Annotated in this window: 22 protein-coding genes and 1 pseudogene; 10 read left to right on the top strand and 13 right to left on the bottom strand. The window is 69.4% G+C overall.

Going from position 1 to position 24,243, the window contains the following annotated elements; genetic code table 11:
- Window positions 1-4: 4 nt before the first annotated feature.
- Together Aple_RS00295 and Aple_RS00290 are read right to left on the bottom strand one after the other, a co-directional pair.
- A complete protein-coding gene (locus tag Aple_RS00295; RefSeq protein ID WP_155342831.1) occupies window positions 5-745 on the bottom strand; it encodes an ABC transporter ATP-binding protein in 741 nt (246 codons plus the stop codon).
- Between the two features lie 2 nt (window positions 746-747).
- Window positions 748-1,275, bottom strand: a complete 528-nt coding sequence (locus Aple_RS00290) for a PadR family transcriptional regulator (RefSeq protein ID WP_155342368.1) — start codon at window positions 1,273-1,275, stop codon at window positions 748-750.
- 246 nt (window positions 1,276-1,521) lie between these two features.
- On the opposite strand from Aple_RS00290, the gene Aple_RS00285 reads away from it, so the two are divergent.
- The 5 genes from Aple_RS00285 (at window position 1,522) to Aple_RS00265 (ending at window position 6,713) form a co-directional block, all read left to right on the top strand.
- On the top strand, window positions 1,522-2,223 hold the full coding sequence (locus Aple_RS00285; RefSeq protein WP_155342367.1) for a CBS domain-containing protein: 702 nt from the start codon (window positions 1,522-1,524) through the stop codon (window positions 2,221-2,223).
- Between the two features lie 63 nt (window positions 2,224-2,286).
- Window positions 2,287-2,958, top strand: a complete 672-nt coding sequence (locus Aple_RS00280; protein ID WP_155342366.1) for a CBS domain-containing protein — start codon at window positions 2,287-2,289, stop codon at window positions 2,956-2,958.
- Between the two features lie 82 nt (window positions 2,959-3,040).
- On the top strand, window positions 3,041-3,787 hold the full coding sequence (locus tag Aple_RS00275) for an HAD family hydrolase (RefSeq protein ID WP_155342365.1): 747 nt from the start codon (window positions 3,041-3,043) through the stop codon (window positions 3,785-3,787).
- Window positions 3,784-6,171, top strand: a complete 2,388-nt coding sequence (locus Aple_RS00270; RefSeq protein WP_155342364.1) for a glycoside hydrolase family 65 protein — start codon at window positions 3,784-3,786, stop codon at window positions 6,169-6,171. Before Aple_RS00275 ends, Aple_RS00270 begins: the two co-directional genes overlap by 4 nt.
- A 194-nt stretch (window positions 6,172-6,365) precedes the next feature.
- Entirely contained in the window at window positions 6,366-6,713 is a 348-nt protein-coding gene (locus tag Aple_RS00265; protein WP_155342363.1) for a spore germination protein GerW family protein, read from the top strand.
- A 110-nt stretch (window positions 6,714-6,823) separates the two neighbouring features.
- Here the strand turns inward: Aple_RS00265 and Aple_RS00260 are convergent, their stop codons facing one another.
- From Aple_RS00260 to Aple_RS00225, 8 genes are all read right to left on the bottom strand, one after another.
- Entirely contained in the window at window positions 6,824-7,540 is a 717-nt protein-coding gene (locus Aple_RS00260; RefSeq protein WP_170321202.1) for a CBS domain-containing protein, read from the bottom strand.
- 152 nt (window positions 7,541-7,692) lie between these two features.
- Window positions 7,693-8,838 carry a site-2 protease family protein gene (locus tag Aple_RS00255; protein WP_155342361.1) on the bottom strand — a complete coding sequence of 382 codons (1,146 nt, stop codon included), beginning with the start codon at window positions 8,836-8,838 and terminating at the stop codon, window positions 7,693-7,695.
- A 190-nt stretch (window positions 8,839-9,028) separates the two neighbouring features.
- Entirely contained in the window at window positions 9,029-9,697 is a 669-nt protein-coding gene (locus Aple_RS00250; RefSeq protein ID WP_155342360.1) for a CBS domain-containing protein, read from the bottom strand.
- 27 nt (window positions 9,698-9,724) lie between these two features.
- Window positions 9,725-10,582, bottom strand: a complete 858-nt coding sequence (locus tag Aple_RS00245; RefSeq protein WP_155342359.1) for a universal stress protein — start codon at window positions 10,580-10,582, stop codon at window positions 9,725-9,727.
- A 166-nt stretch (window positions 10,583-10,748) separates the two neighbouring features.
- Complete coding sequence (locus Aple_RS00240; RefSeq protein ID WP_155342358.1) at window positions 10,749-12,647, bottom strand: multicopper oxidase family protein; 1,899 nt, start codon at window positions 12,645-12,647, stop codon at window positions 10,749-10,751.
- Between the two features lie 133 nt (window positions 12,648-12,780).
- The gene (locus Aple_RS00235) at window positions 12,781-13,005 is read right to left on the bottom strand and encodes a PLDc N-terminal domain-containing protein (RefSeq protein ID WP_155342357.1); all 225 of its coding nucleotides are present in this window, start codon (window positions 13,003-13,005) and stop codon (window positions 12,781-12,783) included.
- Between the two features lie 12 nt (window positions 13,006-13,017).
- Entirely contained in the window at window positions 13,018-13,731 is a 714-nt protein-coding gene (locus tag Aple_RS00230; RefSeq protein WP_155342830.1) for a sigma-70 family RNA polymerase sigma factor, read from the bottom strand.
- Between the two features lie 15 nt (window positions 13,732-13,746).
- Window positions 13,747-14,328 (bottom strand): hypothetical protein, encoded by a 582-nt coding sequence (locus Aple_RS00225; RefSeq protein ID WP_155342356.1) that lies wholly within the window; start codon window positions 14,326-14,328, stop codon window positions 13,747-13,749.
- A 213-nt stretch (window positions 14,329-14,541) separates the two neighbouring features.
- Between Aple_RS00225 and Aple_RS55975 the strand changes: the two genes are divergently transcribed.
- Both Aple_RS55975 and Aple_RS00215 read left to right on the top strand, forming a co-directional pair.
- The gene (locus Aple_RS55975; protein WP_155342355.1) at window positions 14,542-15,918 is read left to right on the top strand and encodes a DUF4389 domain-containing protein; all 1,377 of its coding nucleotides are present in this window, start codon (window positions 14,542-14,544) and stop codon (window positions 15,916-15,918) included.
- A gap of 165 nt (window positions 15,919-16,083) precedes the next feature.
- Window positions 16,084-16,641 carry a DoxX family protein gene (locus tag Aple_RS00215; RefSeq protein WP_155342354.1) on the top strand — a complete coding sequence of 186 codons (558 nt, stop codon included), beginning with the start codon at window positions 16,084-16,086 and terminating at the stop codon, window positions 16,639-16,641.
- Window positions 16,642-16,726: 85 nt separating this feature from the next.
- Here the strand turns inward: Aple_RS00215 and Aple_RS00210 are convergent, their stop codons facing one another.
- Window positions 16,727-16,870 carry a hypothetical protein gene (locus tag Aple_RS00210; RefSeq protein WP_155342353.1) on the bottom strand — a complete coding sequence of 48 codons (144 nt, stop codon included), beginning with the start codon at window positions 16,868-16,870 and terminating at the stop codon, window positions 16,727-16,729.
- A 47-nt stretch (window positions 16,871-16,917) separates the two neighbouring features.
- On the opposite strand from Aple_RS00210, the pseudogene Aple_RS54095 reads away from it, so the two are divergent.
- Window positions 16,918-17,076, top strand: a pseudogene (locus tag Aple_RS54095) (TetR family transcriptional regulator); the annotation flags it as partial.
- Between the two features lie 263 nt (window positions 17,077-17,339).
- Here Aple_RS54095 and mgtA read toward each other — a convergent pair.
- Window positions 17,340-20,009, bottom strand: coding sequence for a magnesium-translocating P-type ATPase (gene mgtA / locus Aple_RS00200; protein WP_155342351.1), 2,670 nt, complete (start codon window positions 20,007-20,009; stop codon window positions 17,340-17,342).
- Window positions 20,010-20,114: 105 nt separating this feature from the next.
- Window positions 20,115-21,284: a glycoside hydrolase family 43 protein gene (locus tag Aple_RS00195; protein WP_218038025.1), complete on the bottom strand. Its 1,170-nt coding sequence runs from the start codon at window positions 21,282-21,284 to the stop codon at window positions 20,115-20,117.
- Between the two features lie 245 nt (window positions 21,285-21,529).
- Between Aple_RS00195 and Aple_RS00190 the strand changes: the two genes are divergently transcribed.
- Both Aple_RS00190 and Aple_RS00185 read left to right on the top strand, forming a co-directional pair.
- Window positions 21,530-22,066 carry a TetR/AcrR family transcriptional regulator gene (locus Aple_RS00190; protein ID WP_155342350.1) on the top strand — a complete coding sequence of 179 codons (537 nt, stop codon included), beginning with the start codon at window positions 21,530-21,532 and terminating at the stop codon, window positions 22,064-22,066.
- A 22-nt stretch (window positions 22,067-22,088) separates the two neighbouring features.
- Window positions 22,089-24,239 (top strand): MMPL family transporter, encoded by a 2,151-nt coding sequence (locus Aple_RS00185; RefSeq protein ID WP_155342349.1) that lies wholly within the window; start codon window positions 22,089-22,091, stop codon window positions 24,237-24,239.
- The last annotated feature ends 4 nt before the right edge of the window (window positions 24,240-24,243 follow it).

Below are 24,243 nucleotides of genomic sequence, written 5' to 3'. Positions count from 1 at the left end.
GCCCTCAGTCCTCCAGCCCGACAAGGGCGCCGAGCTGCCCGGTGGTGCCACCGGACAACCTGGTCTCATCCACGAACGCGCCGTCGCGCATCGAGATCAGCCGGTCCGCGGTGGCCGCGATCCGCGCGTCGTGGGTGACGATGACCAGCGTCTGGCCGGACTCGTGCAGGCCCTCGAAGAGCTTGAGGACGTCCAGGGTGGCGGCGCTGTCCAGATTTCCGGTCGGTTCGTCGGCGAGGACGACCAGCGGTTCGTTGCTCAACGCCCGGGCGACCGCGACCCGCTGCCGCTGGCCGCCGGACAGCGCGGAGGGCAGGAAACGCGCCCGGTCGGCGAGCCCGACCTGCTCCAGCAACTCCTCCGCTCGCCGTCTGGCCGCCCGCGGCGAGCGTCCGGCCAGCAGCGCCGACAGCTCGACGTTCTCCACGGCGGTGAGCTCCTCCATCAGGTGGAAGGCCTGGAAGACGAAGCCGACGGCGGTCCGCCGCATCCGGGCCAGGGCCTTCTCGCTGATGTCGTCGATGCGACGGCCGTTCAGCGACACCTCTCCACCCGAGGGCCGGTCCAGCCCTCCGAGCAGGTGCAGCAGCGTGGACTTCCCGCAGCCGCTGGGCCCCATCACGGCCACCGTCTCCCCCGCGCCGACGTCCAGATCGACACCGTCGACGGCGCGCACCAGTCCTTCCCCCTTGCCGTACTCCTTTCGCAACCCGCGGACGCGAAGCACGGATGTGTCGGCGGCCATGCTCACGATCCACTCCTTCGGTGGGTCCAGTTCTTCTCACATGCCTCGAGCCAGCGCAGGTCCGCCTGAAGCCGGAGCACGACGCCCTCCAGCAACAGCGCCGCGTCCGAGCGGACCGGCTCGGCCATGGCGGCGCGCTGGGCGTCGCGCAGCCGGCGCAGCAGCTCCCGGCGCTGGGTGTCGACGATCGTGAGCGGGTCGGCCAGCCCGGCCGCCGCGGCCGCGATCAGCTTGAGATGGAACTCCGCCAGGTCGGGCCTCGGCCAGCCCACCTCGGCGATCCACTCGGCGACTCGCTGCTGGCCGTCGGGGGTGAGCGCGTACACCTTGCGATCCGACCGGTCGGCGCCATCGGGAGACGTCTCGACCGCTAGCAGGCCAGCCTTTTCCAGCCGGGTCAGCGTGACGTAGACCTGCCCGGCGTTCATCCCGTCACCGAGCGGGCCGAGCGCGTCGCGCAGCCGCGCGCGCAGCTCGTAGCCGTACGAGGGCTCCTTCGCCAGCATCGCCAGCACGACTTCCTGCTGCATTGGGCCCCCTATAACCGTTAGCCTCCATACCTAACGGTTAGCCCAATCGCTGTCAAGCCTTCGCGACTGCGAGAGAGATGGGATAAACGGGTATGAACAGCCTAAAGACGTATAGAAGTGTCACGTCGGCAGGCGTCAGGTCTCTCACCCGACCTGTTCGCCATCGTGTGCGGCGGAGGAGAAGAAGGTTCAAGGCCGGGTCCGTTTCAGGATAGGCGGGCACCATACGCGCTGAAGGAGATTGTGATGCGTGTCAAGGTTCAGGACGTCATGACCCCGGAGGCGGTGTCGGTGAACGGCGGCGTCCCGTTCAAGGATGTGGCCGAAGTCCTGATCGCTCACGGGGTGAGCGCTGTTCCCGTGGTCGACGGCGAAGGCCACGTCCTCGGCGTGGTGTCCGAGGCGGACCTGCTGGTCAGGGAGGAGTTCAAGGAGCAGTACTACGGCGAGGGCTACCAGCCGCCGCTGCGCGCCCGGCTGCGGCGGCGCCTGAGCAAAGGGGGCGCCAGGGGCGAAGAAAGGGCCCATGGCGACACTGCGGCAGGACTGATGACGGCCCCTGCGGTCACGGTTCGGTCGCACGCCTCGGTGGCGGCGGCGATGCGGCTCATGGCCGCGCACGGCGTCAAGCGACTGCCCGTGGTCGACGAGGAAGGCTGCCTGATGGGCATCGTCAGCCGCAGTGACCTGCTGAAAGTGTTCCTGCGCTCCGACGCCGACATCGCCCGGGAAGTCCGCGAGGACATCCTGGGGCATTCCCTGTGGGCCGCGACCTCCGACGTACAGGCCGCCGCGGAGCAGGGCGTGGTGACGCTGACCGGGACGATGGAACGGCGCAGCTACGCCCAGATCGCGGTCTGCATGACCGAACGGGTCAACGGCGTGGTCGGCGTGGTCGACCACATCACCTGGAAAGTGAACGACATCCCTGTCTGGAAGGGCCGCTGAACCACAGCACGGAAGCCCATATCGGCCGGCTCGTGCCGTATACGGGCGCATCAGGAGGCAAAGATGCGTCATGTCACCGTCAAGGACGTGATGACCTGGCCGGTGATCTCTGTTGTGGAGAACACCTGTTTCAAGGACATCGCCGGGATGCTCCTTACTCACGCGGTGAGCGCCCTACCGGTCCTGGATGACGACGGCCATGTCGTGGGTGTCGTCTCCGAGGCCGATCTGTTGCGCAAGGAGGAATTCCGGGAGCGGTTCCCCGGCGAGCGATACCGGCCCCCGACCCCGTCCGGCCAGGATCTCGGTACGGGCAAGGCCCGGGGCGTGGTGGCTCGGCAGCTGATGAGCACCCCCGCGGTCACCGTTGGAGAGGAGGTATCGGTGATTTCCGCCTGCCGCCTGATGCAGAGCCGTGGCGTCAAACGCCTCCCCGTCATCGACGAGCACGGCCGCCTGGCGGGCATCGTCAGCCGCTGTGACCTGATGAAGGTGTTCATCCGCTCGGACCGCGACATCCAACGTGATATTCGAGAACATGTTCTAGTGGAATCGTTGTGGATGGACACCTCGTGCGTTCAGGTCACCGTCAAGGACGGGGTGGTGACGCTGAGCGGGCGGATGCTCCTGCGGAGAGACGCCCAGATCGCGCTGTGGATGACCAGGGAGGTCAACGGCGTCGTCGACGTGGTCGACGAGCTCGCCTGGGAACGCGACGACACGTGTCGCATCTGACGCGGCAACCGTTGGAGCGGGAACCAGCGTGACGGACCACGCCGGACCTCGGCGTAACCTCACGAAGGAGGGGGTGCTGTCCGTGCCCACCATTGACTTGACCAGGATCAACACGGTCATATTCGACACCGATGGGGTCGTCACCGACACCGCGAGAATGCACGCGGCCGCTTGGAAACACGTGTTCGACACCTTCATGAAAGGCCGCTCGGAGCCGTTCGACATCCGCGCGGACTACCAGGCCTGCGTTGATGGCAGGCCGCGGCTGGACGGGGTGCGTACCTTTCTCGCCTCCCGGGGGATCACGCTGCCGGAGGGAGGACCGTCGGATACGCCGGGCGCGCCGACCGTGCACGGCCTGGGCATGGCCAAGGATCAGCTCTACATCCTGCAGGTGGAGCGGGACGGCGTGGCCGCGTTCCCGTCGACCGTGACGCTGCTGCACGAGTTGCGGCGTCGCGGATGCCGTACCGGGGTGGTGTCGGCCAGCCGGCATTGCCGGAAGGTGGTGCTGGCGGCGGGCCTGGTTCACCTGTTCGATGTGCTGGTCGACGGTAACGACATGGCTCGGCTCGGTCTGCCCGGCAAGCCCGATCCGGCGCTCTTCCTGGAAGCGGCGGCACGCCTCGGTGTTCCTCCGGGCAGGACCGCGATCGTCGAGGACGCGCTGCCCGGTGTCGAGGCGGGGCGACGCGGCGGGTTCGGTTTGATCATCGCGGTCGACCGCGCGGGGCAGGCCGCCGCCCTCGCGGAGCGCGGAGCGGACATCCTCGTCACCGACCTGGACGAGCTCGCGGTGAGCGGCCGAGTCCCGGTCGGTGCGGGGTGAACTCCTGGGAGCTCGTCTTCGACGGGTTCGACCCGGCCCAAGAGGGACTTCGTGAGGCCCTGTGCGCGCTGGGCAACGGTTACTTCGCCACCCGCGCCGCCGCGCCGGAAGCCAGAGCTGACGGCGTGCACTATCCCGGTACCTACATCGCCGGCTGTTACAACCGCCTGACCTCGACGGTCGCCGGCCTGGACGTCACCAACGAGGAACTCGTCAACGCGCCGGACTGGCTGCCGCTGGCCTTCGCCACGCCGGAATCCGACTGGTTCTCCGCGCGGGAGAGCGACCTGCTCGGCTATCGGCAGGAGCTCGACATGCGCCATGGGGTGCTTCATCGGAAGCTCCGGTTCCGCGACGGGCACGGCCGGGTCACCTCGGTCCGTCAGCGTCGCCTGGTCTCCATGTCCGACCCCCACCTCGCCGCGCTGGAGGCCACCTTCACGGCGGAGAACTGGTCGGGGCCGCTTCGCGTGAGTTCCGCCCTCGACGGGCGGGTGACGAATCGAGGTGTCAAGCGCTATCGCGACCTGCGCGGCGATCACCTGACCGATCACTCCACCGGGCAGGATGGCGATCTGACCTGGCTTCGCGCCCGCACCCGCTCCTCCGAGATCACGATCGCGCTCGCCGCCCGGGTGGAATCGGACGACGGCCGGAGCGAGTTCCTCCAGGAGGCGGAGTGGATCTCCGAGGAGCACGTCCTGGACCTCAGGCAGGGATCTCCCGCGACCGTCACCAAGACCGTCGCGCTGGCGACCTCCCGTGATCACGCCGTTGCCGACGCACGCTCGGCCGCGCTGAGATGGGTACGGCTCGCGCCCTGCTTCGACACCCTGCTGTCGCGGCACCGGCACGCCTGGGATCGGCTGTGGACGCGCGCCCGGCTCGACCTGGACGATCCCGAGGATGCCAGGAACCTCCGCCTGCACACCTTTCACGTGCTGCAGACCCTCTCGCCGCACACCACCGACCTCGACGTCGGCATGCCTGCCCGAGGCCTCCACGGGGAGGCCTACCGGGGACACGTGTTCTGGGATGAACTGTTCGTCATTCCCTGGCTGAACGTGCGGTTCCCCGAGATCTCCCGCACGCTGCTGCGCTACCGCCATCGCCGGCTGCCCGAGGCGCGGAACGCCGCGAGCGCCCTCGGCCTGCCCGGCGCGATGTTCCCCTGGCAGAGCGGCAGCGACGGGCAGGAGGAGACCCCGTTTCTGCACCTCAATCCACGCTCCGGTCATTGGCTGCCGGACAATTCCCGGCTGCAGCGACATGTCGGGCTCGCGATCGCGTACAACGTGTGGCAACACTACGCGGCCACTGGCGACGTGGAATTCCTCGCCGGCTCCGGCGCGGAGCTGCTGATCGAGATCGCCAGATTCTTCGGCGCGCTGGCGAGGTTCGAACCCGCGTCGGGCCGGTACGAGATTCGCGGCGTCATGGGCCCGGACGAGTACCACGAGGCCTATCCCGGAGCGGACTCCCCCGGCCTGGACAACAACGCCTACACCAACATCATGACCGTGTGGCTGCTGCTTCGCGCGCGGGAGACGCTTCGGCTCCTCCCCCGGCGTGAGCGCGGCGAACTGACCGTACGCCTCGCGCTCACCGAGGAGGAGCTCGACCGCTGGGAGGAGATCACGCATCGCATGCGGGTGGACTTCCACGACGGGGTGATCAGCCAGTTCACCGGTTACACCGACCTGCTCGAACTGGACTGGGACCGCTACCAGGGCGTGCGCCGGCTGGATCGGGCACTGGAAGCCGACGGCGAAAGCCCCAATCGCTACCAGGTCTCCAAACAAGCCGACGTACTGATGCTGTTCTACCTGCTCACCGCGGAAGAGTTGCGGGAGATCCTCGATCGCCTCGGTTACCCCGTCAAACCAGACATGGTCCAGCGCACCATCCGCTACTACCTTGAGCGGACATGCCACGGTTCCACGCTGAGCGCCGTCGTGCACGCCTGGGTGCTCGCCAGATCCGACCGCTCCAGATCATGGCGCTTCCGTACGGAGGCGCTGGGCAGCGACCTTAACGATGTCCAGGGAGGCACCACCGCCGAGGGCATCCATCTGGGTGCGATGGCCGGCACCCTGGACCTGATGCAGCGCTGCTACCTCGGCCTCGAGGTCCATCACGGCAGCCTGTATCTGAACCCGCTCCTGCCCGACCGGCTGGCCACCCTCTCGCTGCCGATCCGTGTTCACGGCGCCTCCCTGTCCATCGAGGTCGATCGCGGCCAGGCGCGGATCACCCGCGCCGACGACGGCCCCGCGCATCTGAGAGTCACCGTGCGGGGCCAGTCGGCCATACTCGGGCGCGGTGCGGGCCACACCTTCCCAGTCAGTAGACCGGACGTGATGTCGGGGGACGCCGAGCGGTAGAAGGTGTGCCTTCCGGCCTTCCACTGACGAGCCAACAGCCCTGGGAGCCGGAGACGGTAGGTGCGAGGCTCTACATATGGGCATCCAAGGAGTTGATATGTGGCCCCCGATGTTCGATGCCCAAACCCGCGGTCAAGACGACAAATGATCCGGTCGTGGCCGTGTGACGCAAACGTCGTAGTAGGAGGACAGACATGGATATCATGGAAATGCTCGAAAAAGCACGGGATGCCGCCACAGTCCGGCGTGCTTTCGGCGAGCCGATCACCTGCGACGGCGTGACGGTCATTCCCGCGGCCCGCGTCGGCGGGGGCGGCGGGGGCGGCAGCGGCCACGCGGAGGGCGAGCAGTCCGGCGAGGGCTCGGGCGGCGGCTTCGGGGTGGGAGCCACGCCGACCGGCGTATTCGTCATCAGGGACGGTGACGTCCGCTGGCACCCGGCGATCGACTACAACCGGATCATCCTGGGTGGTCAGGTCGTGGCCGTCGTCGCGCTTCTCACCGTACGCGCCATCGTGCGCCGACGCGCCCGGCGGTCATGACATCGGCCGCCACCACGCGTTCAAGGCCGGAGAACAACTCAGCGCCCATCCCCGTCCCCGGGGTGGGCGCTGAGCCGTCTTTGACGTACGTGAGGCGGCATCGGCGACGATCAACGACGTGGCCGCACCGGGCGAGCCGACAGCGGATCAGGCGTGGGGATGGAATCGTCCCGGGCATAGGTGAGGCGGTTGTCGACGTCCACGACACCGTCGACCGCGGCGACGATACGCCCGGTGAAGGAGATCATGCTCTTGAGTTCGATCTGACCCGTCAGGGTCACTCTGCCGTTCTCGACCTCGATCGACACGGTGGACGGGGCCTCCCACAGGACTCGGACGATCACATCGTCGATGATCTCCCTTCGGATGGTCTCGTCCGGGCGCAGGAAGACCTTCAGCAGGTCGGATCGGCTGACGATGCCCACGAGGCGGCCCGAGGAGTCGACCACCGGCAGCCGTTTGACGGACCGCTCGGCCATCAGCCGGGCGGCGGCCGGAATCGAGATGTCCGGATCCACGGTCGTGACCGGGGTGGTCATGAGCTGGACGGCCTTCTCCCCTTCGGACTTCACCCGCGCCAGCCGGTCGCGGGGGGTCTCGAAAAATGGGCGCCGGTCCTCGTAGACGGTCTTGAACTCCTCCTTGCGAAGGAGGTCCGACTCGGTGACGATGCCGATGACCTGATCTTTGGCGTCGACGACGGGTGCGCCGCTCACTCCTCGGGAGGCCAGAGCCGCCACGATGTCCCGGAAGCCGGTGTCCTCGGTGATGCTGAGCACGCCTTTGGTCATGACGTCGGCGACGGTCGGCCGATGGTGCTTTCTCATCGCTGGCTCCCCTCTTTTCATCGGTTCCATGGCCAGTGAAGGGCTTCGCCGACGACCGGAGCAGAGGCGAAGGTCCTGCGGCCGAGGGCCGTGTGGATCTCAGGGGGCAGCCGGCGGACGAACGGCCGGAGGCCCTCATGATCTTGTTCCGTTCAGGATGACTTTGTCGGCGGGCCCGAAACGCCCGGCCGGCGCAGGCCGATGAGCTGGATCATCCGGGCGAGATCGGCACCGGTCACCGTGCCCACGATCCGGCCGTCCTCGACGACCACCGCGAGCGCGTCCCCGGTCAGGGGCGGATCCAGGAGGACGCTCGCCTCCTGTTCCGGCGACAGGACTCGGCCGGGCGGGAGCCGGCGTGCGAGAGAGTCCACTCGGGTCTCGCCACGCCGGGCGGGCGGGACGTCTTGGAACGCCTGCAGCCGCAGGTAGCCGATGGGGGCGCCGGAGGTGTCGACAACGGGGAACGCCGTCTGGTGGCTTCGACTGGCCACGCTGGAGACGAAGCGATCGATGTCGATCCAGCCTGGGGCCACCGCGGGGTCGGGTGTCATGACATCCCGGACCCGCATGCCGGCCAAGGCGTCGCGCATTTGCTGCTGAAGCAGCTGGGTGTGGGCCGCAACTGCCAGGAACACTCCGATGATGATCGTCCACAGGCCGCCCGTGGCCGGCCAGAGGAGGAGTTGCGCGGCGCCGAGGGACACCAGCAGCCCGCCGAGGATCTTGCCGGCTCCGGCGGCCCGGCGATCGGCCTGGGCCCGGTCGCGCGTACGGTGCCAGATGAGCGCGTGCAGGACGCGCCCGCCGTCCAGCGGCGCGCCGGGCAGCAGGTTGAAGGCCCCGAGCAGCAGGTTCATGGTGGCCAGCCAGATCATGGCCGTCCGCGCGACGGGCACCCCCCGCAGTGGCGTGACCAGCAGAAAACCGACGGCCGAAACCGCGAAGCTGGCCAGCGGGCCCGCCACCGCGATCGCCAGTTCCGCGCGCGGCGTGCGCGCCTCGCCTTTGAGCTCGGTCACTCCGCCCAGCAGCCAGAGGGTGACCGAGGTCGCGCCCACCCCGGTGCGCCGCGCCACCAGCAGATGCGCGATCTCGTGGGCGAGCAGAGAGGCCAGGAACAGCAGCGCCGTCAGGACGGCCACGCTCCCGTAAACCAACGCGCTGTCCCCGCCGCCCGCGGCCGGCAGGACCGAGGTGCCCAAGACGGCGACCAGCAGGATGAGTATCAGCAGGACAGACCAGTGAACCCCGATGGGAACCTTGGCGATGGTGCCCAGCCGCACATTCGGTCTCATAACTCCACGCTGTGCCCCTCAACGGTCCAATGACAGAGCATCTCGGCCCTGCGATAAGGGACGTTGGTCGTAAATTCGCCGGACTGCGTGCCCGCCTCAGGGGCCGGGTCAACGGCGTGGTCGATGTGATCAGCGAACTGGCGTGGGCAACCGGCCTGACGGAGATCGTCAGGCCGGTTGGCTTTTCGGTTCAGTACGCCGGTGGGAAGACCGGATCGACGGCGGCCGCCTGAGTGTCGATCTCGGAGTCGACCGCCACGATTCCGTCCACCTGCCGGACCGCTTCCAGGAGCCTGCGCACCGCGCCGGCCGGGGCCTTTCCCCCGATGGTCACCACGCCGCCGCTGATGTCGAAGGTCAGCGCCGCCGGGTCCAGCCCGACCTCATCTCGGACGACGGCGGAGATCTCCTCGCGTAGTTCGCCGACCGGCCGCTCGAAGACGCGCAGCAGGTCGGACTGGTGCAGCGTGCCGCACACCCGGCCGGTGATCGGGTCGATGACCGGGAGCTGCTTGACGCGGTTCTCGTGCATCAGGCGCGCCGCCTCCCGTACCGGGGTGCCGGGGGTGACGACGATCGCCGGCGAGGTCATCAGCCGGTGCGCGGTCACGGCGGCCGCCTTGACCTGGGCCGCGCGCCGGGCCGCGCTCAGCGAGCCCAGACCGTGGCGGGGCGGCTCGCTCTCCTTCAGCAGCAGGTCGTCCTCCGACACCACGCCCACCGGACGGCGATCCTGGTCGATGACGGTGACGGCGCCCACCTTGAACCGCCGCATGGCGGAGACGATCTCGGCGAATTCCGCATTCTGGGAGACGGCGATCGCGACGCGCCCCATGACCTGCCTGACTTCCATGGACATCTTCAACTCCTCCTTCTCAGACCGGTCTCAGTCCCGCGGGCGGACGACGGCGACCGGGCAGTGAGCGTGGTGCAGCACGCCGCGGCTGACCGACCCGAGCACAGCCGATCCGAGGGCGCCGCGGCCGTGGGAGCCCACCACGAGCAGGTCCGCGCCGCCGGAGGCGTCGACGAGCACCTGGACCGGATGCGCGCAGTGCACGTCCTCGATCACCTTGACGTCGGGATATTGCTCCCGCCACTCCTCGAGCTGGCGGGACGCGAGGGCGTGCTGGACGGCCCGGATCTCGCCCATGTCGTAGCTGATCTCCGGCGCGAAGTCGTGCGCGGGCAGCTGCCAGGCGTGCAGGGCGCGCACCGTGGCATCGCGGAGCCGGGCCTGCTCGAAGGCGTAGGCCAGTGCCGGCCGGCAGGCGGGTGAACCGTCGAGCCCAACCACGACCTCTCCCCGCGGCGGCTCGCTCAGCCGTCGTACGACGACCACCGGGCCGGGCGCGTGACCCGCCACGTGCATGCTGACCGAGCCCACGACGGCCCCGGCGAAGCCGCCCATACCACGGGTGCCGACCACCAGCTCGGCCGCGCCGTCCGCCTGCTCGCGCAGCGCCTCGGCGGGCCTGCCCTCGACGACCTCCGTGGTGACGGCGATGTCCGGGTGGCGGGCGCGGGCCGTCTCCTCGGCCTTGTCCAGGATGCGCGCGGCGCTGCGGGCCAGCTGGTCGCCCAGGTCGGGGTTGGGGAACATGGTGATCTCGTACGGGTAGCGGTCCAGAACGAACACGATGCGCAGCGCCGCGCGGGTGCGGACCGCGTCATCAGCGGCCCACTCGACAGCCGCGAGCGAGGCGGGCGAACCGTCCACGCCAACGACGATGACATCCTTCATGGCTCCTCCTTCTTCCCCTCCATCACAGCGCGCGGCGGCCTCGCCACCCAGAGCCGAAGGTCCCCCAGGGCCGGGCCTATCGGTGGTGTCGCGGCGGAGCACCGCTCGCCAGACTCAAGCCAGGACCGGCCCGGCTCCATCGACCGGGAGCCCGGCGTCTGAGCCGTCAGGCCGGCCCGATGCGGTAGGGACGCATCATCTCGTTGTCCTCGTGCTCGAGAATGTGGCAGTGCCACACGAACAGCCCGGGGTGTTCGAACCTCGCCTTGATCGTGGTGATCCCCCCCGGGTACGCGATCACCGTGTCCTTGTACCCCGACTCCCCGCGTTCCGGGCCCCGGGCGGCGCCTTTGAACGGTTGCCGGCCGACGAGCTGGAACTGAACCTCGTGGATGTGGATGGGGTGCGCGTCCACGGTGAAGTTGTGGATCTCCCATGTCTCGGTGGCCCCCACCGGAGGGTTCTCGGTGATGGGATCGGACCACATCAAGGGCTTGCGCCCTGGGACGGTGCCGAGCAGGGTCGCCGCAGGTCCCGCTCCGGGAATGGCCGAGGACGTGTGTTCCAGCAGGCCGACCTTGCGTGTCGTCGACGCCCGGCCCAGCGGGACGAACGAGGGCAGGGTGAGCTGGGCCGGCGGAACGCTGATGTCGCGGCCCACGAGTGACCCCACCGTGAACTTCATCACCTGCCCTGTCGTCTCGGGATTCGCCGGCGGCGACTTGCCGTCGCCCTGAAACGGCCCGTCAGGGCCTTCATTGATCAGGAACAGCTCGGTGCCGGCGGGAATGCCGGTGAAGTCGACGATCACGTCCATCCGCTCGGCGGGGGCCACCAGCAGGGCAGCGAGTTCCACCGGCGCGGGCAGGAAGCCCCCGTCCGACCCGATCTGCCAGAAGGGCACCGCCGAGGCTGCCGGCCGCGTCGCCCGCGGGTTGGTGACGATCTTGAGTATCAGGACCCGGGTATTGCACCCGTTGAGAATCCGGAAGCGGAACCGGCGCGGCCGCACCGCCAGGACCGGCCAGGTCCGGCCGTTGACCACCATGGTGTCGCCGAAGAATTCCGGGTTCCAGATAGGCGACATGTCGCTGCCGGGAATGTACGGCCCGGCGAACCCGTCGAAGTACGTGCGGCTCCCCGGGTAGAACAGCGAGCCGTCGGCGGCGAACGACCGGTCCTGGATGGCCAGCGGAATCTCGTGATACGACGGACGCCCGGAGTCGCCGAGCGCGGGAGCCGGCCCCGGGAGAACACCCGGGGGAAGGTCGGCCGATCCCCCGCGCAGAAGATAGAACGCGGCCAGGCCGGCATAGACGTTGAGTCTGGTGAGTCCCAGCGTGTGATCGTGATACCACAGGGTGCTGGGCGGTTGGTCGTTGGTGTACTGGAACACCGCCGACCCCGGCTCCCACGAGATGCCCTCGCGGGCGGCGAAGCTCGCCCCGAAGGGCGCGTACTGGGAGCCCACCCGCGCGTAACCCTCCCCCAGGTTCCGCGCGGCCGGAAGGTACCACGCCTCGGGATACCCGTCGCTGTCCTGGTCGTTGCGCCCGCCGTGCAAGTGAGTGACGATCGGCACCGGCCCCCGGTAGCGCCCTGGCGTCGAGGCGAACCTCGGCCTCGAGTCCCGCCCGAAGACTCCGCCGGGCGGGTTGGCCCAGTGCAGCGTCGGGTCCACCGGCAGCAGGTGCGGCAGATAGTCCCCGTCTCCATCCATCAGCGCGTTCACCCAGGTGACCCGCACCGGACGGCCGACTCGCGCTTCGATGGTGTGACCCGGGGTCTGGAAGCCGCGCGGATGCCGCTGCGGGCCGTACCCCCACACGGTGGTCGCCGGGCTGCCAGGAGGCAGGATCTGCTGCCGAAACCGCCGCACGCCGATCACGTAGTGGTCCAGGCCGTTCGCCGTGGAGACGGGCGGCATCACCGGCGGTACCGCCAACGGAGTGACGTACTTGGGCACCGCCGCCGGATCCACCCCGCCACCCCATCCGGCACGGCCGGAGACGAGCAGGACACCCCCAGCCGTGCCGGCCTGAAGAAACTGCCGCCGCGTGATCATTTGTGTCGCGTCCCCCAGCCGCCGTATGGGAGGGACATCACCGTGGACACGCTCCCGCAGACATGGCATGCCGAATAATCACGCAATGCGGGCCGCCCAATGGTGTGTCGGACCGGCGAGCAGGACCCGCGTCTCAGTGGCGGGGGCGCCGCCGTCCCGCCGACAGGTAGGCGATCGGCCCGACAGGCTGGATGAACAGGGCCGGCCACCACAGCGCCTTCGGTCCTCGGACGGCCTCCTTGGGCCGGAACCACAGATCCACGGCCGCGGTGGCCGTGAGGGCCAGTTCGATCGAGGCCAGCACGGCGATGGCCGTCCGCTGCCGGTCCGTCAGCTGGTTCCAGGTCTGGTGGGTCATCTGCGTTCCTCCTCAGAGCATTGTGAGCAGTTCACGCGTATCCTTCCTGGCGCGCAACCGCGCCAGGGATCGGTTCTCCAGGAGCCGTACCCAGGTGCCGGGCATGCCCAGCCGGCGCCCGACCTGCCCGATGGTGTAGGTCCGGCCATCGGTCAGGCCGTATTTGAGGCTCAGCACCTGCGCCTCCCGAGCGTCCAGGTCGCCCAGCATGGCCCGCACTCCGGCCAGCAGTTCGGCGCTCTCCATGACGGCTTCGGGCTGGTGGTCGCTCGGGTCGGGCGCCTCGACGGCCGGTACGGAAATCGGCCAGGGCTCCCCGGCGAGGGCCTGCGCGATCGTTTTGCGGATCCACCATGTCGCGTACGTCGAGAATTTGGCGCCCCGCCGGTAGTCGAAGCGGTCGACGGCTTTGATCAAGCCGATGTCGCCCTCCTGGATGAGGTCCATCAGGGCCATCCCGCGATGGGTGTAGCGGCGGGCGACGGTGACCACGAGCCGGAGATTGGCCTCGATCATGCGGGTGCGGGCCTGGCGCCCTTCTCCGGCGATCGCCTGGAGCTCCGATCTGGGGACAGCCGATACGCCTGGAGGCTCGGCCAGGAGGTGCCCGGCGTAGAGCCCGGCCTCCATCCGCTTGGCGAGTTCGACCTCCTGGTCGGCGGTCAGCAGGGTGATGCGGCCGATCTGGGCCAGGTAGCCGCCGAGTTCGTCGGTGTCGGTCCACATGGTGATCCCCTGGGTTCAGGTCTGGCGGGGCCTGCGCCAGCGCGCCTCCGCCACGGTCCAGGCCGCGCTCCACTGAGCGTACCGGCCGCGATTGAGGAGGTGGCGGGCGGTTACGCAGGCGAGGAACGCCAGGAAGACCACGCCGAGTTCCAGCCCCAAGGCGGCGAACCCGGTCGCCATGATCGTCTCGGCGCGGGTGCGTGGCGGGGTGGTCACCGCGTTGCGGCCGTCGATCCACACCTGGTACGTGGCGCCGACCACCACCTGCGGGAGGGTGGTCACGCGGCCCGTCACGCGCCTTCCGTCGCCGGTCTGCCACTCCTGGGCTCCCGCGGGGGTCCGCACCAGCGTCACGACCGCCGCCGCGCGCGCTCCCGGCCCGGACAGCTCCGCCCGTAGGCCGTCGCGGTAGACGGCGGCGCTGATCAGGGTCGCCGGCCAGATCGACAGCAGTGTGAAACTGATCGCGAGCGCCACGACCAGCGCCTCCCACCGATCCGACGATCGGCGCAGCGGATTTCTGTCGGGGCGGTAGAGGCGCACCCGCCTCACGGCCCAGTCGGTCGCGGCTCCCATGACGTACCTCTCACATGTCACCTGCTTCGGTCTTCCTTCACGATCGATGCCGGCGGCGCGCCGGAGCAGTGCCGTCCGGCACGCCGAGCCGGGACCTTCGTCCTTGCTCTCACGCGGTCACCGGAACGGGTCCATCAGCGGCCGGCCCAGGGCCTTTCGCGCCTACGCGGCCCCGGCCCGCCGGTGATGCGCTGCAAGGTGGCAGGTTTCGCCGACGCCAGGAGGTTCCCGGTCATGAATCGCTATCCCGTGCACGTGGAGGGCCGGCTCGACACGCCGCTGAGTCGTGGGCTCTGGCTCGTCAAGTGGCTGCTGGCCCTGCCGCACTACCTCCTGCTCATCCCGCTGTGGTCGGCCTTCGCCCTGCTGACCGTGGTCGCCTTCGTCGCGATCCTGGTCACCGGCCGCTATCCGCGAGCCGTCTTCGACTTCAACGTCGGCGTGCTGCGCTGGACGTGGCGGGTCGCCTACTACAGCTACGGCGCCCTGGGGACCGACCGATACCCGCCGTTCACGCTCGGACCTGATCCCGGATATCCGGCGGCGTTCGACGTCGACTACCCCGAGCGCCTCTCGCGCGGGCTGGTCCTGGTCAAGTGGTGGTTGCTGGCCCTCCCGCACTACCTCCTGGTCGCGTTGTTCACCAGCGGCGCCCTGCTGATCGGTGACCGCTACGCGGGGTTCTGGCAGTTCAACCTGGGCGGCCTCATCGGCGTTCTGGTACTGATCGCCGCTGTCGCGCTGCTGTTCACCGGCCGCTACCCGCGCGGCATCTTCGACATCGTGCTCGGCATGAACCGCTGGGTGCTGCGGGTGGCCGCCTACGCCGCGCTCATGACCGACGTCTACCCTCCGTTCCGCCTGGAGGTTGGTGGGCTCGAGCCGTCCCCCGAGGGCGCCCCGCCGGCGGAGTCGCCGCACGCGCCCGCGCACCGCTGGACCAGCGGCGCGGTCGCGGCTGTCGCCTGCGGTTCGGTGCTGGTGTCGGTGGGCCTGGCCTTCGCCGGTATCGGCGCCGCCACGCTCACCCTGGACCGCGACGCGGACGGCTTCGTGGGGGCGGCGGCCGTGCCGGTGCGCACGAGCACGTACGCGATCACCACCGGCGAGGTGCGGCTCACCGCGCCCGGCGTGCGGGTGCTGCGCGACTTCGTCGGCCAGGTCCGGGTCGAGGCGGATTCCGCGGGCCCGCCGGTCTTCGTGGGCATCGCCCCCGCCGCCGCGGCCGACCGGTACCTGAAAGACGTCGCCCACGACCAGCTGGCGCGGTTCGGCCAGGGCGCGCACTACGCCCGGCACGAAGGCTCCCAGCCCCCTGCGCCGCCGCTTGGGCAGCATTTCTGGGCGGCGCTCTCGCAGGACTCCGCGCTGACCTGGGAGGCCGCGCCCGGTGACTGGACACTCGTGATCATGAACGCCGACGCCTCGCCCGGCGTCACCGCCGACCTGCGCGTGGCGGCGAGCGTGCCCGCGCTCGGCGGCGTCATCGTCGGGTCGCTGACCGCCTTCGTGGTGCTCGCGCTCGGCGGGACCGGCCTCATCCTGCTGGGCCTGCGACTGTCGGCCCCGCCACGCGCCCAGACCCCTCGACCGGTCACGACCGGTTCGTGACCCCCTCCGTTCGCGGGTGGTTGCAGTCCAGGGCCGAAAGTCACACAGAGAACAGGCCTTGCGCGCTCGCCTCGCGAGCCCTCCAGCCCTAAGCGCGAACCCGGCGAAGGAGTGTCATTGAGGTGCGAGAACAAAGACGATAACCCGCTTTGAAAGGGGCCGACGATGGCCACCACCGAACGACGCCACAGCGTCCACACCCCCCACGTGTTCAGCTCGCAGGCGCCGTCGACCGCGGCGCGCACGGTGGACTACATCTGGGCCGTCGCGCGTATCGCCCTCGGCTGGACATTCCTGTGGGCCTTCCTCGACAAGACCTTCGGCTGGGGCTTCGCGACCCCGTCGGCGAAGGCCTGGATCAACGGCGGCAGCCCCACCACCGGGTTCCTGAAGGGCACCGGCGAGAACGCGCTCGGCGGGTTCTTCTCCAGCCTGGCCGGACAGGCCTGGGTCGACTGGCTGTTCATGGCCGGCCTGCTCGGCATCGGCGCCGCCCTCGTCCTGGGCGCCGGCCTGCGGATCGCCGCGGCGGCCGGGACCGTGCTGCTGGTCTTCATGTGGGCGGCCGAACTCCCCCTGCCCAACAACCCCTTCATGGACGAACACCTCATCTACGCCATCGTCCTCATCGGCCTCGCCCTCGCCTCCGCCGGCAACACCCTCGGCATCGGCGCCTGGTGGTCCCGCACCGCGATCGTCGCCAAGTACCCGATCCTGAAGTAGCCGTCCACGTCAAAACGCTCATCCATCCGGATGGGCGTTTTGGCGTTTTGGCGCAAGATGTCCCCACGACCCCCCGGGGAGGGGGTCAAGCGGCGGTCGAGCGTCGGCGCAGGTGCGACACGGTGAGTGCGGACGGGCGGTAGCCCATCTGGAGCTGGCCGATCTCGGTGCCGGGCGGGACGACCTCGTCATCGTAACCCCACGTAGCAATGCGAAACGGGGAGATCATCCGTTTAGGCCAGAAGGCATGTGGGCGCACCGTCACAGGGGCGCACGATGCGTGTCGACGCGCGCCGCAACTACGAGCACGTCGTCGCGACCGCCCGCGAGGCGTTCACCGAGCTGGGCCCGGACGTCCCCTGGGACGTCCTCGCGCGGCGCGCCAACGTCGGGTCCGCGACCCTGTACCGGCACTTCCCCACCCGTGAAGCGCTCATCGAGGCCGTCTACCGGACCGACGCCGCCGACCTGGCCGACTGCGCCCTCGATCTCGCCGGGCGACACGCTCCACGCGAGGCACTGGAGCGCTGGGTGCGCGAGCATCTCGCGCAAGAAGAGCACGGTGTCGCGTCCATGCTGAAAGACGCTCTGGCCAGGGCTCCCGAGGTCTTCTCGCAGAGCAAAGAGCAGTTCACCGACGCCGCGGACAAGCTCTCGACGGGCTGCGCCCCATCTGACCAGCCTGGCCACCGCCGCTGTCAGCCGTGGCCCGGATCACTCGCCCGTGATCGCCGGCGGATCCGATGGACGGTGGTGAACGGTCCGGCCCTGCGGTGGGTGCGATGGCCGGCTGAGCGCTCGCGCCCCGCCGGTACGGCTGGGAGAGCGCGGTAGAACCATTGCTTGCCGACCTCGATCAGACCGAGATAGAAGACCACCATCAGGGCCAGTGCGAGGAAGTACGGGCCGGGAAGCGGAACGAAACCCAGGATCCGCGCCACGGGGGTGGCCGGCAGCGCCACCCCGATCAGAACGACCCCGAGGGTGGTGGCTACCAGCGGAAGGCTGGGATGGCTGCGGAAGAACGGGCTGCGCCGGGTCCGGATCGCGAAGATCACGAGTGTCTGGGTGGCGAGGGATTCGACGAACCAGCCGGTACGGAACAGGGGCGGGCCGGCGTGGAAGATCCCCAGCATGACGGCGAAGGTGGCGAAGTCGAACAAGGAACTGAGCGGCCCGAAGAACAGCATGAAGCGCTGGATGAGCTTCATGCTCCAGCGGGCCGGTCGGGCCACCTGCTCGCGGTCGACGTTGTCGGTGGGAATCGCGAGCTGGCTCGCGTCGTACAGCAGGTTGTTGAGCAGGATCTGGGAGGGCAGCATGGGCAGGAAGCCCAGGACCAGGGCGGCCCCGGCGGCGCTGAACATGTTGCCGAAGTTGCTAGAGGTGCCCATCAGGACGTATTTCATGGTGTTGGCGAAGATGCGGCGGCCCTCCATGACCCCGTCGGCGAGCACGTTGAGGTCTTTCTCCAGCAGCAGCACGTCGGCGGCGTCCTTGGCGACGTCGGTCGCGGTCTCGACCGAGACGCCCACGTCGGCGGCGTGCAGCGCGAGGGCGTCGTTGACGCCGTCGCCGAGGAAGGCGACGTCCAGTCCGCCGCCCCGCTGGACTCGGACGATGCGGGCCTTCTGTTCTGGCGTGACCCGGGCGAACACGGTGGACCGGTCGATGAGAGCGGCCAAGCCGTCGTCATCGGCGGCCGCGACGTCCTGACCGGTCGCGACGCGTCCACCGGGCAGTCCGAGGTCGGCGCAGAGCCGCGCGGCGACGGCGGGGTTGTCGCCGGTGAGAACCTTCACGGTGATGCCGAGACCGGCGAGTCGTTCGAGTGCGTGGGAGGCGCTGGCCTTGGGTGGGTCCAGGAAGACCAGCAGGCCGCGCAGGACGAGGTCGCACTCGTCGGCGAACGTGATCTGGAGCGATTCCGGGGCTGGACGGTCGGCCACCGCGACCACGCGGTTGCCTGCGGCGAACTCGGCCGCCAGCGTGGCGGTCATCTCGGGCGGAACACCGACGCAGCGTGAAAGGACGGCTTCCGGCGCGCCCTTGGTGATGAGAGTCCTGCGACCCTCGTGTTCGACCACGACCGACACGATCCGGCGTTCATGGTCGAAGGGAAGCACGGCCAGCCGCCGATAGGGGGTCAGCGCGGCGCCGAGAGCCGCTGCGGCCGGAGCCTGCCAGAGCGCGACGTCCAGCGGGTTGCCGCCCGCCACCCGCCCGGCGGCGACCACGGCTTCGTTGCAGAGCAGGCCGAGCTTCAGGGGTTCATCGGCAGGGGTGCCGTCCGGACCGAGGGAACGCACCAGGCTGATGCTGCCCTCGGTGAGGGTGCCGGTCTTGTCGGTGAACAGCACCTCGATATCGCCTAAGTCCTCGATGCAGACCAGGCGTTTGACCAGCACTTTGCGCTGGGCCAGGCGCCTTGTCCCCGCGGCCAGGCTGGTGGAGACGACGGCGGGCAGCAGTTGCGGGGAGATCCCCACGGCGATCGCCAGCGAGAACAGCAGGGCGTCGATGACCGGGCGGTGCAGGAGCAGGTTGATGACGAAGATCGTGACGGTCAGCACAGCGGCGACTCTGACCAGCAGCATGGAGAACCTGCTCAGCCCGACCTGGAACTCCGTGTCGGGGTGACGTTGACCCAGGCCGAGCGCGATCTTTCCGAATTCGGCGCGTCCGCCGGTGGCCACCGCGACCGCGGTGCCGGAGCCGGCGTGCACGACGGAGCCCATGAGCGCGCAACTGCTCAGTTCGGCCAGCGGGGCGCCCGGCCGGACCGGTGCGATCGACTTGGCCACCGGCATCGACTCCCCGGTGAGCACAGATTCCTCGCACTCCAGCCCTACGGCGGAGACCAGGCGCAGATCCGCGGGCACTACCTGGCCGAGCCCGAGTTCGACGATGTCGCCGGGTACGACGTCGGTCACGTTCACCGGCCGTGGCAGGCCGTCCCGCCGGACCACGCAGGTGTGCCTGATCTGGGAGTGCAGCGCCTGCGCGGATTTCTCCGCCCGGTATTCGTTGAAGAACCCGAGGCCGACCGACGCCGTCAGGATCGCTCCGATGATCAGGGCGTCGGTCGGTTCGCCGAGAAAGTAGGACGCGATCGCCGTCAGAGCCAGCAGGATCAGCAGCGGGGATCGTAACTGCCGCGCCAGCACCGCAAGGCGCCGAGTCCGATGTGTGCGTATCGCGTTCGGGCCAACCGCCTGAAGCCGTTCTCGCGCCTGGGCTTCGCTCAGGCCCGCACTGCTGATCTCCAACCGGGCCAGCACCGTCTCGACGTCCAGGGTCGCGGCGGTGGTGACATCCAGCTCCGCCCATGCATCGTGTCGTGTCGACAGCACGGTTTCAGCGCTCATCGTTCACCTCCCGTGCCTGTGAGCCTGAACCGTCCTCCTTTGCTCGCTGTAGAGGCCTAAGTCCTCATGGCCCGGCATGGGTCCCCGTCAGGTGTCGCGGGTGTGTTATTCGAAGAACTTGAGGCTGTAGCCGACGTTGGTGTTGGCGCCGGGGACGTTCGCGCGCTGGTAGGTGGTCTTGCTCCACCAGACGGCCGTGCCGGTGTACCAGTACCGGTTGGACCATGAGTACGGCGTGCCCTTGGCGACCGCGTGGTACATGGTCGGGAACCGGTTGCCGGACGGCGGGCTGGTGGCGATGTCGCCGCGCTCCAGCACGAACGTGTGGTGGCCGGGGCCGTCCACGTGCAGCGTCGGGTCCCAGCCGTTCATCATGTACGCCGCGTACGAGCCGAACAGGCAGCCGTTGCTCTTGTACCAGTCCCACACGTACGTCGGGTCGCCGCCGGAGCGCAGCCGCAGATCGGCGAGGCAGTACTTGCTGCTCCAGCTGCCGTTCGCGGAGTACACGATGTGCAACTGCCCGTTCGGGTCGAGGATCGGCTCGGGGGCCTCGTTGATGAACGGGTTGCCGACGACCCGCTCCCACGACTCCCGCGGCTGGGAGATGACGTAACGGCCGCCGGTGGTCGTGGTCGGGCTGCTCATCCGGGCGATGTAGAGGTTCTGCTCGACGTTGGTGTCGCCCGACCAGCCGGACCACACGAACCAGCGCTGGCCGTTGAAGGTGAACGGCACGCCGTCGATGGCCCACTTGTCGCCGGGCAGGGCGACCTTCGTCGCGGCGGAGTAGCCGGAGTCGGCGGTGGTGGAGCTGATGTGGTACATCCGGTGGGCGGCGCCGGTGCCCGCCGCGAAGTAAATGCGGTAGCGGCCGTTGTGGTACACGATCTCGGGCGCCCACACCTCACCGAGGTTGCCGGTGTCGTTCCACACCTGGCGCCGGGGCGCGGCGGCGATGCCCTCGAGAGTGGTCGCCGTCCGTACCGCGATGCCGCCGTTCACCGACTTGGCCGCGACGTAGAGGTTGCCGACCCGGATGACGCTGGGGTCGGCGCCACCCAGGGTGGTACGGCCGAGGGCCACGGACTGCTTCGCCGTGCCCGCGTCAGCGGGTTCGGCAGTGGTCAGCGCGGGCCCGGCGCTGAGGGCGATGGCGAGGACGGCGGCTCCGGCGATCCGGCGGGCGCGCGGCATCGGACGGCGCCGCTCTCGTGAGCCGCGTCCCGTGGTAGCGCTGGACATCGTCGCGGGGACATGACGCTTCTTCTTCATGGGCACCTTCCGTGCGTGAGGGGCGCACTTCGCGGACGTGCGTCTCAAATCGGTGGTGTACGGGGACGCTCGTACCCATGCCGGCTCCAGATATTTGTAAAGAAACTTTATAGATCGGCCTGAGCTTAGTCAATCACCTTTACTTATCCTCGGCTGCGCTACAGCGGCTGAACGTAACGTGTGATTTCGGTTACCTTCTGACCGATCGGACAGAGTCTGTCCGATCGGTCAGTTACGTTGGGGCCATGACCTCGATGCGAGCGGAGATCCTGGAGTCGGCGGGCCGCCTGTTCGCCGCCCACGGCTTCCGTGGCACGTCCCTCCAGGACATCGCGTCCGACGTCGGCTGCTCCAAAGCATCACTGCTCTACCACTTCACCAGCAAAGACGCGATCCTGAGTGAGCTGTTCGCGCCGGTCGGGCGGGACCTGGAGGCCATCCAGGAGAAACTCGCCCCACTCGACGGGGAACAGGCCGCGCGGGAGGCCGTCGCCGGGCTGGTGGAACTCGCGCTGCGTTTCCGCCGCCAGGTCAAGATCCTCATCGTGGACGTCGACGACCTGCTCTGCCACCCCGAACTGCCCGACGTCGAAACCGCCACCGAGAGCCTGGTGGACGCCCTGGTCGGCCGTGCCCCCGGACAGGAGTGCCGGGTGGCCGGCTGGATGACCCTGGTCGGCATCTTCCTGACCTGCGCCCGCGGCATCGACCTCCCCGACGAGGTCATGCGCGTGGAACTGACCCGTGGCGCGCTGCGCACCCTCGGCCGCCCAACCGACTGATCACTGGGAGAGACCCCTACTCATGGCGACCCTGCTGTACCGGCTCGGCCGGTTCTCCTTCCGCAACCGGGGGCGAGTCGCCGCCGTCTGGTTGTTACTGCTCGCGCTCGTGGGCGTGGCCGCCGTCATGTTCCTCGGCCCGTCCAGTGACAAGTTCTCCATGCCCGGCACCGAGTCCCAACGTGCCCTCGACTCGCTCGCGCGGGAGTTCCCGCAGGCCAGCGGCGCCGTCGGCACCATCGTGATCGCCGCCCCCGAAGGCGGGAAGCTGGACCCGGCGGTCGTCGCGCCGGTGGTGAAGGAAGCCGCCGCCGTGCCCGGCGTGGTGGCCGCGATCGACCCCTTCCAGGCCCGCGCCCTCTCCCCCGACGGCCGGTACGCGCTGGTCCAGGTCCAGTTCAAGGACAACGTCGACGACATCACCGACGCGCAGCGCGAGGCGTACCTGAAGGCCGGGGCCGCCGCCACCGGCATCCAGGTGGAGCACGGCGGTGAGGTGCTGCGAGCCGCGCCGGAGGTCGGCGGGTCCGAGGCGATCGGCGTGCTGATCGCCGCGATCGTGCTGATCGTCACCTTCGGGTCGCTGGTCGCGGCCGGGATGACGCTGCTCAACGCGCTGGTCGGCGTCGGGGTCGGCATGGCCGGTCTGTACGCGCTCAGCGGCGTCGTCGAGCTGACCTCGGTGACCCCGGTGCTCGCGCTGATGCTGGGCCTGGCCGTGGGCATCGACTACTCGTTGTTCATCACCTCGCGCTACCGCCAGTTCCTGGCCGAAGGGCTGGAGCGGGAGGAGGCCGCCGGGCGGGCCACCGGGACCGCCGGGTCCGCCGTGGTGTTCGCCGGGGCGACCGTGGTGATCGCGCTGGCCGGGTTGTTCGTCGCCGGCATCCCGTTCCTGACCGTCATGGGCCTGGCCGCCGCCGGGACCGTCGCCGTCGCGGTGCTCGTGGCGGTGACGCTGCTGCCGGCGATCCTCGCGTACGCCGGGCCGCGGGTCCTGCCCCGCAAGCAGCGCGTCGGGCAGGGCGTCGCCAAGGAGGGCTTCGGTTACACGTGGGGGCGGCTGGTCAGCCGGCTGCGGGTGCCGATCCTGCTGGTCGGCATCGTCGGCCTCGGGGTGCTCGCGCTGCCCGTACAGGATCTGCGGCTGGCGCTGCCCGACGCGGGCACGGCCGCGCCCGGCACCCCGGCGCGCGCCGCCTACGACCTCACCAGCGAGGGCTTCGGCGAGGGCTTCAACGCGCGGCTGATCGCCGTCGTCTCGGCCGAGGACGCCGCCGCCGTGAACGCCGCCGCCGGGCAGGCGGCCGGGCTGATCCAGCAGGTGCCGGGCGTGCTGGCGGTCGCGCCGCCGCAGCCCAACGCCACCGGCACGACCGCGCTGCTGGCGATCATCCCCAAGGAGGGGCCGACCGCCGCCTCGACCGAGGCCGCGGTGCAGGCCATCCGGGACAAGGTCGCCACCATCGCGGGCGCGGAGATCTCCGTCACCGGCGCGACCGCCGTCGGCATCGACGTGTCGGACAAGCTGGCCGAGGCGATGCCCGTCTACCTGCTGCTCGTCGTCGGGCTTTCGGTGTTGCTGCTGATGCTGGTCTTCCGGTCGATCCTGGTGCCGTTGAAGGCGGCGCTCGGCTTCCTGCTGACCATCGGGTCGACGTTCGGCATCACCGTGGCGATCTTCCAGCAGGGGCACCTGGCCGGGTTGTTCGGCGTCGAGGTGCCGGGGCCGCTGGTCAGTTTCCTGCCGATCCTGCTCATCGGCATCCTGTTCGGCCTGGCCATGGACTACGAGGTGTTCCTCGTGTCGCGCATGCGCGAGGACTTCGTGCATGGCGACACCGCCCGGCAGGCCACGATCAACGGCATGGGGCACAACGCCCGGGTGGTCACCGCCGCCGCGCTCATCATGACCTCGGTGTTCGGCGGCTTCGTCTTCATGGACGACCCGATCATCAAGTCGATGGGCTTCGCGCTGGCGCTCGGCGTGCTGGTCGACGCGTTCGTGGTGCGCATGACGCTGGTCCCGGCCGTGATGGCGATGCTCGGCAGGGCGGCCTGGTGGTTGCCGAAGGTCCTGGACCGGGTGCTGCCCGACCTCGACGTCGAGGGTGAGAAGCTCACCCACCACCTCGCCGTGTCGGCCGCACCCGTGCCGGAGCGCATCGGCTAGCGAG

The sequence above is a fragment of the Acrocarpospora pleiomorpha genome (assembly GCF_009687885.1).
GTDB lineage: Bacteria > Actinomycetota > Actinomycetes > Streptosporangiales > Streptosporangiaceae > Acrocarpospora > Acrocarpospora pleiomorpha.
Note: the sequence above shows the minus strand (reverse complement) of the source record. Positions and strands in the feature narration are given on the sequence as shown.